The 19,064-nt window shown below is 67.3% G+C and carries 10 protein-coding genes and 1 pseudogene; 4 read left to right on the forward strand and 7 right to left on the reverse strand.

The genetic code is table 11. The annotated features are described in order from the left end of the window. Positions 1 to 32: 32 nt before the first annotated feature. The 4 genes from ACIBI6_RS14215 to ACIBI6_RS14230 are packed head-to-tail and all read right to left on the reverse strand — an operon-like array spanning position 33 to position 12,454. On the reverse strand, positions 33 to 773 hold the full coding sequence (locus tag ACIBI6_RS14215) for an alpha/beta hydrolase (RefSeq protein WP_364344952.1): 741 nt from the start codon (positions 771 to 773) through the stop codon (positions 33 to 35). Beyond that, positions 773 to 1,081, reverse strand: a complete 309-nt coding sequence (locus tag ACIBI6_RS14220; RefSeq protein WP_364344955.1) for an acyl carrier protein — start codon at positions 1,079 to 1,081, stop codon at positions 773 to 775. Before ACIBI6_RS14220 ends, ACIBI6_RS14215 begins: the two co-directional genes overlap by 1 nt. Further along, positions 1,078 to 5,514 carry a beta-ketoacyl synthase N-terminal-like domain-containing protein gene (locus ACIBI6_RS14225; RefSeq protein ID WP_396956408.1) on the reverse strand — a complete coding sequence of 1,479 codons (4,437 nt, stop codon included), beginning with the start codon at positions 5,512 to 5,514 and terminating at the stop codon, positions 1,078 to 1,080. Before ACIBI6_RS14225 ends, ACIBI6_RS14220 begins: the two co-directional genes overlap by 4 nt. Continuing rightward, entirely contained in the window at positions 5,507 to 12,454 is a 6,948-nt protein-coding gene (locus tag ACIBI6_RS14230) for an SDR family NAD(P)-dependent oxidoreductase (protein ID WP_396956410.1), read from the reverse strand. The genes ACIBI6_RS14225 and ACIBI6_RS14230 overlap by 8 nt, the downstream gene beginning before the upstream one ends. Positions 12,455 to 12,909: 455 nt before the next feature. Here ACIBI6_RS14230 and ACIBI6_RS14235 point away from each other — a divergent pair, with 455 nt between their 5' ends. Next, positions 12,910 to 13,077 (forward strand): hypothetical protein, encoded by a 168-nt coding sequence (locus ACIBI6_RS14235; protein ID WP_396956411.1) that lies wholly within the window; start codon positions 12,910 to 12,912, stop codon positions 13,075 to 13,077. 54 nt (positions 13,078 to 13,131) lie between these two features. Here the strand turns inward: ACIBI6_RS14235 and ACIBI6_RS14240 are convergent, their stop codons facing one another. After that, entirely contained in the window at positions 13,132 to 13,368 is a 237-nt protein-coding gene (locus ACIBI6_RS14240) for a hypothetical protein (RefSeq protein ID WP_364344967.1), read from the reverse strand. On the opposite strand from ACIBI6_RS14240, the pseudogene ACIBI6_RS14245 reads away from it, so the two are divergent. Continuing rightward, positions 13,320 to 13,773, forward strand: a pseudogene (locus ACIBI6_RS14245) (ATP-binding cassette domain-containing protein); the annotation flags it as partial. The gene ACIBI6_RS14240 and the pseudogene ACIBI6_RS14245 sit on opposite strands and share 49 nt — an antisense overlap. Positions 13,774 to 13,866: 93 nt before the next feature. On the opposite strand, the gene ACIBI6_RS14250 reads toward ACIBI6_RS14245, so the two are convergent. Further along, positions 13,867 to 14,754: a helix-turn-helix domain-containing protein gene (locus ACIBI6_RS14250; protein ID WP_364344970.1), complete on the reverse strand. Its 888-nt coding sequence runs from the start codon at positions 14,752 to 14,754 to the stop codon at positions 13,867 to 13,869. A 76-nt stretch (positions 14,755 to 14,830) separates the two neighbouring features. Between ACIBI6_RS14250 and ACIBI6_RS14255 the strand changes: the two genes are divergently transcribed. Beyond that, positions 14,831 to 15,679 carry an alpha/beta fold hydrolase gene (locus ACIBI6_RS14255; protein ID WP_364344973.1) on the forward strand — a complete coding sequence of 283 codons (849 nt, stop codon included), beginning with the start codon at positions 14,831 to 14,833 and terminating at the stop codon, positions 15,677 to 15,679. 226 nt (positions 15,680 to 15,905) lie between these two features. Continuing rightward, complete coding sequence (locus ACIBI6_RS14260; protein ID WP_396956412.1) at positions 15,906 to 17,399, forward strand: alpha/beta fold hydrolase; 1,494 nt, start codon at positions 15,906 to 15,908, stop codon at positions 17,397 to 17,399. Between the two features lie 158 nt (positions 17,400 to 17,557). Here ACIBI6_RS14260 and ACIBI6_RS14265 read toward each other — a convergent pair whose 3' ends face one another. Beyond that, positions 17,558 to 18,520 carry an NADP-dependent oxidoreductase gene (locus ACIBI6_RS14265; protein WP_364344976.1) on the reverse strand — a complete coding sequence of 321 codons (963 nt, stop codon included), beginning with the start codon at positions 18,518 to 18,520 and terminating at the stop codon, positions 17,558 to 17,560. Between the last annotated feature and the right edge of the window lie 544 nt (positions 18,521 to 19,064).

The following is a 19,064-nucleotide window of genomic DNA, read 5'->3' on the forward strand; positions in this document are numbered from 1 at the left end:
GCACATGGAAGCGCACGCCGTTCGCGAAAGCCTCAGCCATCGGGCACCTCCAGGAAGCTGACCAGTAGATCAGCCAGTGGTCGCTTGGCCGCGACCTGCAGATCATGGCCGCCGGGCAGAACCCGCAAGAACATTCCCGGGCTACCTTGGGCGATTCCCTCGGCCGCCGCGCGGTACGGCGACTCGGCCCCCACGACCATCAGCGTCGGAATTTGGGCTAGTTCTCGCAGGCCGACGCCGGACAGCGGGGGTTCGGCCTCCAGCTCGGACAGGATCGATGTCTCCTCGATCAACCGACACAAAGCAAGTCCGGCCCGGTTCTGCCCGCCGGGGCGCGGCGATGCAGCACGTGCTTGCTCACGTGTCAGGCGGCTTTCATCACGTGTCCACCAGGGACGTGCGCCGTCCGCGAGCGGCGGATCGACGAGTGCCATTCGGGTGACGCGGTCGGGCTGGGCAAGCGCGAAGCGCACCGCGACGATCGCTCCGAAGCTATGGCCGACGATGGCGAACCGGTCCAGGTCCTCGGTCAGCGCGGCGAGGTCCCGCGCCATCTGGTTGGAGCCGTAGCCGGACTGCGTGCGCTCGCTCAGGCCATGGCCGCGCCAGTCGATAAGCCGGATTCGAGTTCGGGCGGCAAGGGCCGGAGCCACAGTCAGATACCAGGAGGCAAGGCTTGCGGTGAACAACCCATGCAGCATCACCACCCGCGGTCCCGACGACCCCAGCTCCACCGTGTGGAACCGTGCCCCACGTGCGGTCACGAACGCCATCAGTCGATCACCTCAGAGGGGCGCGCGAGGCACCCCTCGATATGGGAGACCAGGCGGCCGATGTCCATCGCCATGATCTCGTCGATGTCCATGTCGGCGACGAACTCGACGAAGTTGACCTGCTCGCCGTAGCGCTGCTCGAGCTTGCCCCCCAGCGCCACGAACTCGATGCTCTCCATCGCGAGGTCTTCGCTGAATGTCGTGGACGGGCTGATCTCGACATCCAGCAGGAAGTCCGCGCCGATCACTTCGGTGAGCATGCTGACCACTTCGTCGAAGACCCGGTGGTCGGTGCCATCGGCTGTCATAGCTGTCCCTCTCCTTCTTCCGAAGCCGGGTCTGTCCACGCCACGACGAATGCCGCATCCGCCTGTCCGACGAGGGTGGTCCGAACCCGCCAAACCGAGTGATCGGGGGACCTGAGGGTCACGGTGAGAACGGCGTCAGGCCCGCCGGTTGGGGTCGAGTCGGTGACCACGAGGTCGTCTGGGCATGTGGGCGGTCCCAGTGCCTCGACGACCGCCTGTTTGGCCGCGGAGAACGCGGTTGCCGACGTTGCTGGATCACCATCGCCGCGTTCGGTAAGCGCCTGAACGCCGATCCCGATGGGGCCTGTCCCGGCGAGTGCGACCCCGAGACCGGGTGTGCGCCCGCGGCAGTTGGTGTTCGCGATCGAGACCCGCAGGTCACGAGGGACCCGACCGCCGCTAACGTGCGGCGAGCCGGCCTCGCCGTCGACTACTGCGAGTTCACATGGATACATGGAACTGCCGCCGCGCGCCCACAGCCAGTTGCGCACGGCATCCTTGGCGGCGATCCGGCCGAGGAGCCAGCGCCGCTGCTCCATCGGATCGAGTCGGGTGTATTCGGCACGCTCGGCGGAACAGAGGTAACTACGCATGGCCAGCTCACGCGACCCGCTGTCCGGCCACCGTTCCTTGACCAAACACCAGCCGCCGGTTTGCATCTCGCCGACACCGCGGGACTCCGGTGCGAATTTCATCGGCCAGGTGACCTCGTCGCTGGCGAATCGATGGTCGGTCCAGCCCTCGATCCGGGCCCACAGCCGGCCCGAACTGTCGACGAGCTCGGAGTCGGCGCGGACTTGCTGGGCCGTGACCTCGCGGATCCAGACCATCTGGGTCAGCAGTTCTCCGACTTCGGGGTACGGACCGTACATATGAATCGCCGCGAAGCCCACGGGGAAAACTGTCTTGTCGGCGTCCAGGCTGATCTGCGCCCAATGCCCGATGAGTTGGCCCGCCGCATCGAGCAGCGCGCCCCGCGTCGGCAGGTTCACCAAAACGCCGCGATGGCCGTTTTCGGCGCTGCACAGGATATCGGCGACGCCGGCGAAACGTGGGCCATGGAAGGCCCAGTGTTCGGTGTACAACTCGGCCCCGTCGACCACAGGCGGGCGCTCACCGGTGAGCGGCTCGCAGCTCGGCGCCGGCGGCTCCAGGGGCTCTGCGGCGAGGAGGACCGTACCGCTCGAATGACCCTCGATCGTCACGGCGACTCGGTCGACGCCATCGGTCCCCCGGCCCTGTGCGACTGCCCGGATCGTCGCGGTCGTCGGCGGCGCCACGGACAGCCAGCGCAGGGCGCGGACGTTCGCCCACCCGATCACTGCGCGGCCGGGAATCAGGTCGCGAGCCGCGTCAGCCATCACCTCGAGCATCACCGTCAGGGGAACCACAGGGAAACCGTCGGAGGGGTCCGGCCAACCGGGAGGCACGGGCCGCAGCGAGTGGTCCAAGAGCTCGGGCATCCGCTCCAGCGAGAACACCTGGGTAGTGGTCGCTTTCACCTCGGTCACGGCATCGCCTGCGGAGGTGACCGGCACAGCCGGGACGCCGCTGGCTCTCCAGGCGTCGACAACCGCCTGGGCATCCGAAGTTACCTCGGTAACCAGGGCGTCCAGCTCAACGAGAACGGGGTGACCGGTGGCTCGTGCACCGGCCGACCGTTCGGACGAAGTAGTGAGCGGCTGGAGGGCTCCGTCAAAGCGGATCAGCGGGTTGCCCAAATCGAGTCGCATCGTTGTGACCTGCGGCCCTGCGGGCGGCGGGGTGCCGGGCAGCCGCTCGAACCGCGGTGAAAGTCCGGCCACCCACAGAGCGGCAGCAACCCTGCGGAGCTGGTCGAGCCCGCCACGCTTCGCAACGTCCGCGGACACGACCAGGTGCTCCTGGCCACGCAGCGTGTCCTCGATGAATCCGGGCAGGCTGCCCGGCCCGACCTGGACGAAGGCCACCACCTCTCGGGCATGCAAGCGCTCGATCAGTTGCCGGAACCGAACCGGCTCGATGAGATGCCGGATGACCAGCGCCCGGATCTCATCGGCGGCATCCGGGAAGGGTTCGAGGGAGGTGGCCGACCACACCGGAATATGGGGCCGTCCCAACGGGAGGCGGCGCAACGCCTCGTGCGCGGGCCCTAGGAAAGGCTCGATCATCGGCGAGTGGAATCCGGTACGGACCGGCACCATCTGGGCCAACACACCGACTCCGCGGAGTCGAATGATCGCAGCGTCGATGCGGTCCGGTCGGCCGCAGATGACCGACTGATGCGGGCAGTTGTCGTGCGTCAGGACGACACCGTCCGGGCCGATAAGCTCGCCGAGAGCGGACGTCGCCTGCGCGGCCGAGCAGCCGAGCGCCCCGTAGACCAAGTCGGGCGCGTTCGCGAAACCTGGCCGCAACGAGTCGAGGAATGCGTCAATTTCTTGGCGCTGGTACAGGCCGCCGACGATCATCGCGGTCCACTCGCCCAGGCTGTGCCCACTGAGAGCGCCGGGGACCACGCCGAGCTCACTGAGCGCTGCGGCGAGTATTCGACCCATCGAGATGAGGTCGACAGCCTGCTCGATGAAGTCGGTGCCGTGCCGTAACGCCGGCACAGGTAGCCCGAAGTGCGACGCCACTTCGTCCACGCTGGGCTCGAACCCAGCTTCCAGACCGGGGAAGACGAAAGCGAGGCCACTGGAGTCGGTGAGCAGGGGTTGTGGCGCGAAGTGGATGTCGTTTCGGCCCCGCCACGGCGTACCCCGAGCAACGATCTTGCGCGCCAACGCGAGCCGCTGATTATTCGGGCCGACGATGGCTAGCCGGGCGGGGCTGCCGTCGATGCGCGGGCCGGTGGCCGCCTGCGCGAGCAGCGCCTCGTCGTCGGCGTCGAGTTGGCGCGCGATATCTTCGGGGCCGGCCCCGGCGAGGAGCAGCAGGCATTCAACGGAACTGTTCCCATTCCGGCCGGAACGAGCATCGGCCTCGATGACGGCACCGGCAGAACCGGCGAGCCGCCTGCGAACTGTGTGCCCTTCGGACGGCTGCTCGACGATGACGTGGGCATTGATCCCGCCGAACCCGAACGCGTCGACTGCGGCTCGGCGCGGAACGTGTGCCCGGCTGTCCCAGGGCCGAGCCTGAATGATGGGGACGAACCGGCTGCCGGTAAACCCGCGGCGCGGGTCCTCGCAGTGCAGGGTCGGCGGCAGAACACCGTCATGGACGGCGCAGATGGCCTTGATCAGGCCAGCGATCCCGGCGGCCGGCATGGCGTGGCCGATCATGGATTTGACCGAACCGATCCCGATGTCCGGCGCCGCTGCAATGACCGGCCCGAAAACGCTGGTAAGGGTGGCCAGCTCGGCCTGGTCACCGGCAGGCGTCGCGGTGCCATGGGCCTCCATCAGACCGATCGCGTTCGGTTCGGTGGGGTCCAAGCCGGCGGATCGCCACGCCCGCTCCACTGCGAGCACTTGGCCCTCCATCCGGGGGGCCATCAGGGTGGCCGCCCGTCCGTCGCTCGAGACGCCCGTACCGCGGATCACGGCGTATATCCGGTCGCCGTCACGTTCAGCGTCGGCGAGCCGTTTGAGCACAACCATCCCCGTGCCTTCGCCGATGAGCAGGCCATCGGCCTCGCGATGGAACGGGCGAATCATCTGTCGGCGGCTGATGGCACCGAGCTGGGTGAAGACCGACCACATCACGATGTCGTGGGTGTGGTGCACCCCACCGGCGATCACCGTGTCGCAGCGGCCGGTGGCCAGTTCGGAGCAGGCCAGGTCGACTGCGACAAGCGCGGAGGCGCAGGCAGCATCCACGACATAGGCGGGGCCGTGTAGGTCGAGCCGATTGGCGATGCGCGAAGCCGCCAGGTTCGGCACCAACCCGATCGCGGCCTCGGGCCGATCGGGGCCGAGTTTCTCCTGGAAGGCCTCGCGCACGCGCACCAGTTCGTCCTCGGCAAGCCCCGGTACCAGCTCGCGGAGAGTCGTTACGAGCTGATGCGCCGTGCGAACCCGTTGGTCCAGGCGTGCGCCGGCCGCCGACAGGTAGCCGCCGCGGCCCACGATGACCCCGACTCGGCTGCGATCGTGCAGGTGGTCCTCGCCGCCGGCATCGGCAACCGCCTCGGTGGCCACGCGCAGCGCCAGCAGCTGGTCCGGCTCACTGCCCGCCGCCGCGACCGGCATGATGCCGTACGCCGCGGGGTCGAATGTCGCCAGATCATCGACGAATCCGCCTCGGCGGCAGTACATCCGGTCACTCGCGGCAGGCAAGTCCGGCTGGAAGTACGAGGGGTCCCAGCGGGTGGCGGGAACCTCGGTGATGGCGTCCACGCCCGCCACGATGTTTCGCCAGAACGCTTGGGCGTTCGGCGCAGCCGGAAACACCGCGCCGATCCCGACGACGGCGACGTCCTGGCCGGTGGGGCCCCGGCTCTCAGCCATCACGGGAACCATTGCGCCGCAGCCTGGCCGGTGCACCGGAATCGGCGCCGTACGCCTCGGGAGATCCACACAAGTACACGACTTGTGCGCTATCGCCCTGCGCCAGCTCCCGCAGAAGGCAAGCGACGCCCTCGTCGGGGTCGATCGCCTCGATGCCCCGGCGGGAGTACTCCCGCAACAGCTCAGCCGAGACCATGCCGCCCCCGGACGAGGTCCATGGACCCCAATCCACCGACACGACGCGTCCCGTGAAACGTTTTGCCCAGATGTGCGCGAGGGTATCGAGGGCGTCGTTGGCAGCCGCGTAATCCACCTGACCACGGTTGCCGTAAACGCCCGACACGCTGCCGAAAAGTACGAGGAAGGCAAGGTGGTCGGGGTCCACAGCGTCGGCGAGCGCCTTGGCCCCGTCGACCTTGGTCGAATAGACCCGTTCGAATCCCTCGGGACTCTTGTCCCGAAGCATCCGATCGTCCAGCACGCCCGCACCGTGGATCACGCCATCGAGCCGACCGTGTCGTTCGGAGATATTCTCGACGACACCGCGCACTCCGTCGGGATCTCGGACATCGACGGCGTGGTAGCACACGGAAGCGGCATACCGGTTCAGCTCTGCCATCGTGGAACGGATCTCCCGCTGAACGAGCAACTGGCGTGTGCGCACCTCGACCTCGGCCGGCGCCCGGGTACCCAGCTCGATCACGGCACGCCGCAGCGCTACCGAGTCGGGTGCGTCCGCGGTTGCGGGATCCTCGTCTTCGATCGGTTGCGGTGTACGACCCAGCAACTCGATACGGCACCCGCTGGCGCGGGCCAATCCGATCGCAACCTTGGCGGTGATGCCGCGAGCGCCTCCGGTCAACAGGACAACCGAGGAAGCATTCAGCCCCAGTTCCGGTTCCGCCTGTGCGCCTTGCACACGCTCCAGCGGGGCCGCCTCGATACGCCGGGAGACGCGCTCGCCGTCGCGATACCCGACAACTACGGGCGATTCCTCATCGGCCCCGAGCAACTCGGCCAGTAGGTGCGCGGCAATCCGCTCCGCGGCATCCGTGGGATCGACATCGACGGCGCGCACGACGAGTTCGGGGAATTCCTGCGCGATCGTTCGCACCAGCCCGTGCAGGCCTAGGCCCGCGGTTCGCCCGCCGTCCGGGGAAACCTGACCGAAGCGGCCGCCGAACGCGGTCACGACCAACAGCCGCTGAGCCCCGCCGAGGAAGACCTCGCGCATCTCGCCGAAGCCGCCTGGCAGCACGGGCGGCCCCTCCAGAGCGATGGCGCCCAGGTGAACGACCGTATCGGCGTCAGAAAGCGACCCGTGCCCGTTACCATCCGGCGACAGCAGTACCTCGGCGCCATGCCGTCGCAGGAGCCCTGCCAGTTCTCGGCTCACGCCGTGATCGGGGTTGATGATCGCGAACCGACGCCCGGCCAACAAGCTCGCCGGACCGGACCCGTTGGTGCCGCCTGGCGGGGGTAGCGGAGCGACCCGAACCACGTAACGCGAACAACTTGCTGCGGCAGGCGGTTCCGAACCGGATTGCTCGCTGTCCGTGGTCGCCTCGCTGGGCGCGGGTGGCCGAAGGGATTCGCCCACACGGGCCAGGAGCCAATCGACGATCGCTCGCAGCGTCTTCAGCTGGGCGAGTTCCTCAACGACCGACTCGTCGGGCGCGGCCGCGTTGAATCCCAAGAAAGATGTGTGCTCCTGTAAGGCGCCAACGATCTCGATGCGTTTGATGGAGTCGATGCTCAGATCGCCTTCCAGGTCGAGATCGGCTTGCAGCATGTCCTCTGGATAGCCGGTGCGTTCGCTGACGATCTTGCGCACCGCATCGAGTGCGCGCTCCGGCGTGACCGGGATGATGTCCGTGACCGCTGCAGCACTTTCCACGGCGACCAGGGCGGGGGCCTCGATAGGCACCGGCGTCTGCGCCGGTGGTGCCGGCAGCGGCGCGCCGAGGTACGCCAGCATGACGTCACGCTGGGCACCCATCACCTCGCGCGTGGACCGCAAGTACTCCAAGACCGCGCCATCACGGTCGGGTTCGGATCGCCCCGCCGCTGGAATGGGCTGGATTGCAAGTTCGCGGGCCGGCTTAAATGCACCTGGGAGGTACTCGCCTGCGGCGGTCCGGATCAGGTGGCCGTTCACGATCCATCCGGGTCGTCGCGCAACGGAGGACGTCGACACGGTCGTCGCGTCCCGGCCGTGGAACAGCGGCGTCAGGTCGACCGGCACGCCCGCCACCGCGAGCTCGCCGATTGTGAGCAGCAACCGGCGCAGCCCGGGCTCGCCCGGCACATCGCAGGCCACCGCCGTGTGCGGGCGCCCGGCGAGAATTTGACCGACCAGCCCGGTCAGCACTCGACCGGGTCCGGCCTCGACGAACACGCGAATGCCGGAGTCGTACATTGCCTCGATCTGGTCCGCGAAGCGCACTGGCTCGGCGAGCTGGCGCATGAGCATCGCTCGGATCGATCCGGGCACTCCCGGATACGGCGACGCGGTCGTGTTCGACCAGACCGGGATCGACGGTTCGGCCACCGAGTACCGGCCCAGATCGGCGGCCAGCTGCTCGCCAGCTCCGGCGACGACCGGGCTGTGGAAGGCGCACGCGACCTGAAGTTTGGTGGCCTTCAGCCCAATTTCGCCGAAACCGGCGATTGCGGCTTCGATCGCGGGAGTGGGCCCAGAGATGACAGTTTGCGCGGGAGCGTTGTGGTTTGCCACCACTGCACCTTGGCAGCCGGAGTTTCCGGCGAAGACGGCTCGGACCCGCTGCGGGGTTGCGGCTACGGCTGCCATCGCCCCTGGATCCCCGTCTGCCGCGGACACTGCCGCGGCGTGAATCGCCTCCCCACGCGCGATGCTCAGATCGAGCAACTCATCCGCATCGAATACGCCGGCCGCATACAGCGCGACGAGCTCACCATAGCTGTGACCCGCAACCGCGTCGGGCCGGACACCGAGCGAGGTAAGCAGCTGGTGCATGGCTATGCCCGCCGCTCCGAGTGCCCGCTGCGCGACCCTGGTGTCGGCCAAGGCGGCTCGCTGGCCTGCCACATCCTCCGGCGAGAACGCCGCGGGCGGGAACATCGCGCCGGCCACCTTGTCGTCGGCTATCAGAGTTCGCAGCCTGGGGAAGGCCACGAATAGGTCGGCGAGCATCCCGACCCGCTGTGAGCCCTGACCGGGGAATAGAAAGGCCACCTGTCCGGGCTCGACCTGCGGCGCGCGGACGTACAGTCCAGCGGAAGTATCGGTCTGGAACGCGCGGGCCAACTCCAATTTCTCGGCCAGTTCGTCCAGGTCACCGGCCACGAGTGCAACCTGTACCGGCACATCGGCGGTCGAGGGATGCCGCTCGGCCGTAAGTGCGAGGTCGCGCAGCCGCCAGGGCCGCCCCGCTGCGTCGTTTCCCGCAATCAGCTCGGCCAAGCGATCGATGTCCCGCACCGCCTCGGCCTGGTCGACACCGCGGAACAAAAACAGCTCGGCGGGCCATTCATCGAGGCCGTGCGCGGGCTCTGGTGCGCCGCCATAGCCAGCGACCACCGCATGGAAGTTGGTGCCACCGAAGCCGAACGCGCTCACCCCTGCGATCCGTTCGGCGGCCGGTGTGCACCACGGCCGGGCAGCTGTATCGAAGAAGAACGGGCTGTTCTCGCGCTGCCAGTATCCATTCGGATTCTGTAGGTTACCGGTCGGCGGGCGCACTCCCGCGTGCACTGCTCGCGCCGCCTTGATCAGGCTGGCCAAACCCGCAGCGCATTTGGTGTGCCCGATCTGGGACTTCACCGATCCCAGGGCACAGGCTCCGGCAGGTGCACCGGCCTCGGTCAGAAACGTCGTCAATGTGGACAATTCGGTTCGATCGCCGACAATTGTTCCGGTGCCGTGCGCTTCCATGAGGCCCAGCCGAGCGGGCGACACACCAGCCATGCGGTAGGCACGCTCCATCGCTAACCGCTGCCCCTCCGGCCGCGGAGCGGTCAATCCGCGCGAGCGCCCATCACTGGAGCCGGCCAGGCCCTTGATCACCGCGACAATGTGGTCGCCGTCGCGTTCGGCGTCGGTCAGACGCTTGAGCACTACGCACCCAACCCCTTCACCGAGCGCGATGCCGTCCGCCGCACCATCGAACGTGCGGCACCGACCGCTCTTCGACAGCGCGCCGACCGCGGCGAAAAGCAGGTAGTCGCAGATGCCGTTGTGGGTGTCGGCGCCACCGCACAGCACCATGTCGCTCGTTCCGGCCTGTAGTTCCTTGCATGCTGTGTCCAGGGCCGCCAGCGATGAGGCGCATGCCGCGTCGACCGTGTAGTTGACGCCGCCGAGGTCGAGCCGGTTGGCGATACGGCCCGCGAGCACGTTGCCGAGTACGCCCGGGAAGCTGTCTTCGGTCAAGGCGGGCAAATGAGCATCCAACGCTTCCGGCAGGGTCCCGAAGTAGCTGGGGAACAGGGAGCGGAAGCCGTACGCGGTGCCGAGGTCGGTGCCCGCCTCCGTGCCGAACACCACCGAAACGCGTTCCCGATCGAACTCGCGACCAGTGCCCCCGCCGCCGGCCCTGTCATCCAACACCCGGTATCCGGCATCGCGCAGCGCGCGGGCGGCCACCTCCAGCGCGAGCAGTTGCACCGGCTCGATGGCGGCGAGCGATGCGGGCGGGATACCGAATTCGAGTGCGTCGAACGGCACGTCGGGTAGGAAGCCGCCCCATTTGGACGGGGTCTTACGCCCGCCGGCGTGTCCAACCGCTTCCGGGTCGTAATACAGCTCGGGATCCCACCGGTCCGGCGACACCTCGGTAACGGTGTCCCTATCGCTGACAATGTTCGTCCAGTACCGCGCCAGATCCCCGGCCTCCGGAAATACGCCGGCCATTCCGATGATCGCCACATCCAATGGTGCTGCCGCACGCTCTCGGGGCGAACCGAAGTCGGCGTCGAAGCCCAGCTCGGCCGCGCGCGCGCCGAGAAGTCCGGTGGCACCCTCGCTCACCTGGGAGTGCAGCACGGGCATCGTCGTCGTGGCAGACCGCAGTGCAGCGACGTCGCCGATCATGACCATCCCGTCGGCACGCTGGATGTCCTCGCCGACCGGGACGATCTGCTCGCCCTCGCGTCGCAGCCCTTTACTAGCAATGCGCAGCCGGCCGAGGTTCAGTTGCTCCAGCTGCGCCCACATCTGTTGCTGTGGTGCCCGATCGGCGACGAGCTGTCGCTTGGTGTCCTGGAAGGCCCGCACATAGGGCGAGTCTGCGCACCGGGTGGAATGCCCGGGCGAAGTCTCGAGGAGCACGGTGCCGTCGCACTGCAATGCCGCCTGCTGGAAGGTCGGCATGATGGCGCCCGCCGCCACCGCCTCCTCGGTAAAGAGGTAGGCGGTGCCCATCAGCACCCCGATCCCTGCGCCACGCTCGACCAGCGGAGCGCCCAAGGCTGCCGCCATCGCCGCGGATCGCTCATCGTGAATTCCGCCCGCGAAGAGGATCTGCAGGTCCTCGAAGAATCTTTCATCGGCGGCTCGCTCACCGAAAGCGAGCAGGTGTTCCACCTGGACATCCCACAGTGCGAAGCTGCTGCGCGGACCGACATGGCCGCCGCACTCGCGCCCTTCGAATACGAACCGCCGCGAACCCTGCGCCAAGAACTGGTCGAGCAGCCCAGGCGAGGGGACGTGCAGGAATGTCGGGATGCCTGCCGCCTCGAGCTCCGCCCCCTGCGAGGGCCGTCCGCCCGCAATGAGCGCATACGGCGGACGAATCGCGAAGATCGCCTCCATCTGGGCATCCCGTACCTCACCCGGGACGAACCCCAAGATCCCGGCTCCCCAAGGGGCGTCGCCCAGCAGGGCTGCGGTCTGTTCGAGTAGCGCCTTGGTCTTTTCGCCGGACAGCAGCGACAGCGCGAGGAACGGAAGACCGCCGGCGTCGGCGACGGCTGCGGCGAACGCCGACTTGTCGCTGACATGCGTCATCGGTCCCTGTGCCACGGGATACCGCAGGCCATGTGCCGCGGCGAATACCGCCCCCGCCGCCAGGGGCCGGCGTTCGACAACGGTGTTCAGGTCAGCGGCAACCGAGGCGCGTACCGCTTGGACCACCGCTGCGGCGGTGACATACCGCTGCGCCAGCCCTGCGGCCACGGCGCCTTCCTGGCCGACCGGCAGCAACTGAGTACGCAGGTCACGCGCACCGAGTCGCGCGGCCGGATCTGGTTCGGTCGCGCCCGCTCCAGCTACGGGCAAGTCGGGGCGTACGTAGATCCGATGACCGCCGACGACCGCCGTCTCGCTGCCGTCCATAGCCCGGATCGCGGCGGCGACGGCGGGGGGCAGATCCATTTCCGCTACCAACGCCAGCTGGGCGTCCAGCACCACCCCTACTGCCCCACCGGCAATGGCGGCCGCTGCTGAATGCACCCCGATTCCACCCGCGGCCCAGACCGGCACGGTAATTCGCGGCTCGGACAAGAGCTGTTGCAGCAGCACGAATGTCGTCAACTCTCCGACTCGGCCACCCGCCTCACATCCCCGGACGATCAGGCCGTGTGCACCGGCCGCCACTGCCGTGCTCGCCTCGGCCAGCGAGACCACCTCGGCCAGTAGCCGCTTGCCCATCACACCGGCGGTCCGCCACGGCGATTGGGCACCCGGTGACAACAGGGGTGCTGGCAACACAATCGTGTCGACTCGGTCGGGCAGATCGGCGGGAGTGAGGTCGCAGCCGGAGGGGACCCGGACGCCGAAAGGTCCCGTCCACCACCGGCACACATCCGCTAGACCGGCACGTGCGATGTCCGGCCTGCGCCCGAGGTCGAGGACGCCCAGCCCACCGGCACGCTCCACCGCCACAACCAACGCTGCGTTCGGCTCCGTGAATGGGGTGACGACGACGACGAGATCTCGCGTATTCGGTGTGCTAGGCATATGCATCTTCCTCCGCGATGGACATAAGATGCGCCGGCCGTACACGCTCACGCGTCCGGCAATTTTTCGACCGAACACAAATGCTACTCGCTGGGGGCAGGCGCGCCTACCCCCGCGAAAAAGATAAAACGGAGCGGCCATGCACGAAAACCGTTCCCGCGCCAGCGCGGTAGCGCGCTGCCGAGGCCGCGATAGACACACCAACCGCCTCCTACGACGGAGGATGCAATGCCTGCAACCGAGGAAGGGTAAAATGCCGCGGCCATGCGGAACAGGTGAGAATTATGGTCTATTCGAGGATTACCACCTCACCCTCGCAAGGGCGGAGCACTGCCGTACTCGGCCGCGCACCACCAGCACCAGAAGCACTGTGCCGCAGCCAGATTCGATGGGATGACCAGGTTGCCCAACGTTTATCGACATCGCCCAAAGCCCTCTCCAGAATGGCGGGTTACATGGCTACAAATCTTCGGTCCACATTGATGGCCGGAGTCACGCTATGGGGATTGATCTTCAATAACACCCGTGCCGATAAGCGAAATGTCGCCAATCAGGAAGATACTCAGAATAATAATGTCGAGTTAGCCCACGACGCAGCCGAACAGCGTGAACTCGCCAAGTGACGAAGAGAGTCTGCCATATCAAATCCGTTCACCGATCACAGGAATTATTGGACTCTAGGCCACGAGTTGGATTGACGGCGAAATCATCTCGTACCCGATCGAGGTGCGCATGCGCAGGGCAGAACGACGGCGCTGACGGTTGTGGAAGATCTCTTCGGCGGCGACGGAGGCCGCCAGCGCCGCCAATTCGGCTACACGCGAAGGGCCTTCGCGGACACCGTCATCGAACCCACTGGACAGCCATGCCGCGGCGGCATCGTGGCGCGGTGTCGTGGCCAGGGCGGATCGCATCAGATGCCAGAAGGTTGCGCCTCATCGCCGGAATTCTCACACCGACATCCGGACGCATCGAAACCAGCGGCGCGGTGGGTTATCTGCCGCAGACGCTCACCCTCGGCCGGGACACCACCATCGCGCAATTGCTCGGAATCGCAGGCAAACTCGCGGCCTGCGCGCAGTCGAGGCGGCGCGGTCGATGAGGTGCATTTCGAAACGATCGGCGACGATTGGGGCATCGAATCCCGTGCCGACCAGGCGCTGCATGAAATCGGTTTCAGCGCAGCCGATCTCGACCGCAAGGTAGTGGAGATCTCCGGCGGCCGGACGGTGCTCATCGCGATCACCGGACTGCGGATCCAGCGCACGCCGATCACCCTGCTCAACGAGCCGACGAACAATCTCGACCGCGAAAGGCGGTAGGGTTTTCCGTCCTTGGCCGCACCGTCGAAATCGCTGGCGATGGTGCTGGCCGGCACGGGACAGCGGCGACGTTCACAGCCGGAAGCCGTCTCACCTCCGGCCAGCGACCGAGCCGGAGTGCCCTGGAGACGTGAGGTTCGGCGGTGTTCGGCCGCTGGGCCATGCGATGTCGTCAACGGCGAGAAACGGCTCGCCGGCCACGGTCGCGGGGGTCGCCCCGGTGAACGCCATGACGTCCCGATGTAGGTGGGACTGGTCGGCGTAGCCGGCTTCGGCCGCGACTTGGGCCGCGCCTTCACCCGCGATCAGGCGGTGGGCGGCACGGTCGAAGCGAACCAGCTTCCCGGCGCGCTTGGGCGGCAGGCCGAGCTGCGACCGGAACCGGGACCACAGCCGCTTACGGCTCCACCCGACCTCGGCCGCGAGTCCGTCGACCCGGGTCAGGCCATGGCTGCCGACGATCCGGTGCCAGGCCCAGGCCACCTCCGGGTCCACCAGCGGCCCCGCCTCATGCCGGCGGGCGAGCATCGCGTCCATCAACGCGAAGCGATCCTGCCACGACGAGACATCGCCCAGTCGTTCACGGATCCGCGACGCCTCCCGGCCCCACAGGTCCTCGAGGGCCAGCACGGTGTCGTCGAGGTCGGTGGGGGCGACGCCCAGAACCGCGCGTGCGATCACGGGGGACAGGCGCACCTGCACGCACTCGACGTTCTCACCCCACGCCCAGAGCGCGCCTCCGGACCCGACCCCCGGCCCGGCCACGACACTTCCTCGCTGCTGCCGTCCGGCGGCATCGCCCACGACCGGTGAACCGGCGCCGAACTCCACGAGCAGCGTCACGGCCGGGTGCGGGACCATCCGGAGCGCGTCCAAGTCACGAACACGGAACCCGGCCATGGTGACACCGACCACCCGGCTGGGCTGCCGCGGGCACGCGACACCCCACACAGCCGCATCATGCACGAACGTCCGCATCGTCCCATGCTAGTGAGTCGATGGAGGGGAACATTTGTCCAATACGCCGGTGTGTGTTGGCGGCGACAGTGGGCTCATGACTGTTTCTGACGGCGGACCGAATGTGAATGGCGGCGCCGAGAGTTCAACCCTGCCTATGGATGACGGTGACATCTACGTGTGCCAGGACGGCCCTCATGACGCCCCCACACTCCTGCTCATCCACGGGTCCGCCTCCTCGACCCGATCGTGGGACCCGATAGTTCCGCTGCTGACCGGATCGCACCGCGTCATCCGGATCGACCTGCTCGGGCACGGCAGGTCGGCCAAACCTGCCGACCGCAGCTACGCGCTCCCGGACCAGGCACGCAGGGTCGGCGCGGCCCTGGACCGGCTCGGCGTCGAGCACACCATAGTCGTGGGCCATTCCAGCGGCGGCGCGGTCGCCACCGCCCTCGCCGAACAGCGCCACGACCTGGTGACCGCGCTCGCATTCATCAACACCGGTCCAAGCCTGGACGCCTTCATCGCACCGGAGTCCGCCGCATTCGGGCCCGCGCAGTGGCCGCCGAACGACGAGCAGCTCCGTCAATTCGCGAGCACCGGTTTCAGCCGCGCGGGCTACCAGATCTCACAAGAGCTCCTGGACGAGGTGCGCGCCATGACCTTTCACACGCTCACCGCGACGATGCAGGCCACCCGCCATTACATGGAGCAGCAGGCGCTTCCGGATCGGCTGACGGTCCTGGGCAAGCCGCTACTGGTGATCTTCGGTGCGGACGACCGCAGATGGCGATCTTCATCCGCTTCCGCCTACCGAACTGTTCCGGGCGCGAAGGTCGAGTTACTGCCCGGTCTCGGGCACTCGCCCCTGCTCGAGGATCCGCCGCGGACCGCTACTCCCCTGCTGGCCTTCACCGCGATCCACGCCGTACGGGTGGACTGAATGAGGGACAGGGCCCAGGCGGAGATGCGCGAGCGGAAGTTCCACTTCGGGTTGCACCGCGTGCTGGACGGACTCGATGCGCGCCGAAATGCTCGACTCACCCTGAGTAGGTGCGGGTTACCACAACCGAACCCCCGTATCGGCTACGGTTCACGTCGCACCAACCTTCGTGATCCCTCAGGTCGAGAGGCGAAGTCTGTTGTCGGTGAACCTGTTCTGGCGTTCGATGTCTGTAGTCGCGGTGTCCCTGCTGGTGGCTGCGCCAGCCTACAGCCAGGCCGACCCGGTGGACGACGCCCTCCCGATCGGGTTGGACCGGTTCTATCACCAGCGGCTCGAGTGGAAGCCTTGCGGCGTCGAGAATGTCGACAAGGCCGGTGGCGAGTGCGCGGATGTACTGGTGCCGCTCGACTACGGGAATCCCGACGATCGCACAATGACCGTGGCGATTTCGCGGGTGAAGGCCGGCGATCCGCTGCAGCGGCGGGGAATTCTGCTGTCCAATCCGGGCGGTCCCGGTACGGAGGGGCTGGACAGTCTGGATCTGCTCGGTGATGTGCTCTCGCCGGAGGTCTTGGCGAGTTACGACCTGATCGGCATGGATCCGCGCGGCGTCGGCGAATCCGGTCGGAGTCCGCGGTGCGGGTGGCCGGTAGGCGAGATGATTCGGTCGGCGGGTCTGGATCCGCTGGGATTCGTGCACGACACCGTTCAGTCCGCGGGGATGGCCGCGACCTGCCTGATTCGTGATCCGAACAAGTTGAGGCAATTCACCACTCGCAACACCGCGCGTGACATGGACATTGTGCGAGGCGCCCTGGGTGAGGAGAAGGCCAACTTCTACGGCGTGTCCTACGGCACCTACCTCGGTGCCGTGTTCACGCAGATGTTCCCCGAGAGGGTTGACCGCGTCGTGCTCGATAGCACGATCGACCCGGACCGGTATTGGGAGGGCTTGGTTCAGGATTGGGGTCCGGCAGACGAGATCGCGCTGGACGACTGGGCCGGCTGGGTTTCCGGTCGGGATGACGAATTCCGGCTCGGTGCGACTCCACAGCAAGTGCGCGCGAAAATCGAGGAGCTCGTTCGTATCGCCGCACGCCAACCGATTGTCATCGATGGGTTTGCCATTGACGATCATTGGCTTCCGTTCATCCTGCACGGATTGCTGATGAACTTCCGGCTGAACGAAGCGATGGCCGCCACTGTGCGCGAGATCGCCGATGCCGCGGGCGGTCCGCCCACTGCATCGCGAACACCCCGGCTTCGCGCCATCGTTGAAGCGCTGCGCGACAATGAGAACTCGGTGCTTGCGGAGATCGCCTGCGGCGATGTCGGGGCACCGATTGATCCGACCTGGTACTGGCGCAACATCGAAGAGACCCGTGCCACGCAGCCGGTGTTCGGCGCGCTGGCGAACAACATCCAGCCGTGTGCCTTCTGGTCTCGCCCGGTCGAGCCTGCGACTGTCGTCCGGAATTCGGTGCCCGCGCTCATCTTGCAGGCGACGGGGGATCCCCGGACTCCTTATGCCCACGGCGTCCGATTGCATCAGGACATGTCCGAGTCGCGGATGGTGACGCTGCAGGATGTCCGTATCCACATGACATTTCGGCCCGAACTCAGCAGCTGCGTAAATCGCGCGATCAACACATACTTCAGCCTGGGAACCATGCCGGATACCGACATCACCTGCTACGCGGATCATTCCACGCCCTAGTTGTACTGACCGTGACGGGTTTCGTCGGATTCGCACCGAACACACTCTCCTGGCACATACCACGCCACGCTGGCAAGCCAGCCCGGTTGCGAGAATTTCAGACGACCACAGCTCGCCCTTTCCGTGCGAGAACTGTTGCAGCACAATGGATGTGACGGTTACGGAATCAGTACGAGCTTGCCCGGTGCGTGTCCGGCGATGCCGACCTCGTGAGCTTTCGCGGCCTCGGCGAGCGGGAAGGTGGTATCGACGATGACGCGCAGCGCGCCGGACCCGGCCCGCTCGACGAGTTCACCGCGGGCGGCGGCGCGGACTTCGGTGCCCGCGTCCTGCCCCGGCCCGTAGCCGAGCAGCTTGATGCCGGCCGCGGCACGTCGTGGCGACCCGGCGATCGAGGCGATCCGGGTGCGGTCGGCCACCAGCTCCAGCGAGACGTCGAGCGCCTCGTCGGTACCGGCGAAGTCGACTGCGGCGGTGATGCCCTGCGGCGCAGCGGAGTTCACCCGGTCGGCGAGCCCAGGGCCGTAGACGACGGGGATGGCGCCGAGCTCGCGCAACAGTGCGTGGTTGCGCTCGGCGGCGGTGGCGATCACCGTCGCCCCCGCAGCGGTGGCCAGCTGCACGCCCATCAGGCCAACCCCGCCGGCCCCGCCGTGGACGAGCACCGTGTCGCCGGCACCTACGCCTGCAGCGTGCAGCGCGTGGACGGCGGTGGTGCCGGTCAGCATCAGCGCCCCGGCCTGGGCCCACCCGATCCCCGCGGGCTTGGTGAAGATCGACGTGGCCTGGACCGTGACGTAGTCGGCGTAGGCGGCCGTCACGGGGTACACGATGACCTCGTCCCCGACCTGCACCCCGGTTACCTCCGCACCAACCTCGGTGACGACGCCCGCGCACTCCAGACCGATCGAGGGCATCGAGGCGGCGACCCCGGCGGCGTCCTTGTGGTCGTCGTCCACGGCGTGGAAAGCCCCACTGTAGAGCTTCCAGTCGATCGGGTTGACCCCCGCGGCCCGGACCTCGACGACCACGCCCCCGGCGGTCGCGCGCGGAGTCGGCACCTCGGTTACGGCCAGCACATCGGGTGTGCCGTAGGCGATTGGACGCACGATTCTGGGCATGACTGGGCTCCTGTCCTGGTGGGGTGGCAGTCGGCACTGCCCCGCGAAGGGTGGCGCGACCTATCGGTTGTCTCATCGGGAGCGGCACATCCGCTGTCGAGAACTCCCGCGGATCAGTATTGACCCACCCAGGCATGATCTGCAGCGCAACATCGGTAAGGAATACTTGCGTGGCACGCAACTCAGGTCCGGCCCGGCTGTGCGGCGAAAGCACCAGCTGACGAGCCAGTCACCGCAGCCAGGCCGCTGGCCGAGAGCCTCTCGGCGTGCTGAAAGGCCAAGACACCCAGACCAGTTCGGTCCGGCATCGAAGAAGACGGTCGGCGACGCTGGTCATCGAACAACGCGACAGCCTCGTCGAACCGGCCCGCACACCTCGGGATAGAATTCGAGCAACGCCTGCGCGCGACCCCCGCGACGCGCAGATCTTGCGACTCGAGGCCGACAACCGCGCACTCAGCGAACAGCTCGCCCAGGCCAGCGGCAGAACTCACCGAATTCCGGACCCGGGCTCTTGCAGAATCGCCGCCCAGCACGACGAAAT

Source organism: Nocardia sp. NPDC050412, from assembly GCF_044458825.1.
GTDB lineage: Bacteria > Actinomycetota > Actinomycetes > Mycobacteriales > Mycobacteriaceae > Nocardia.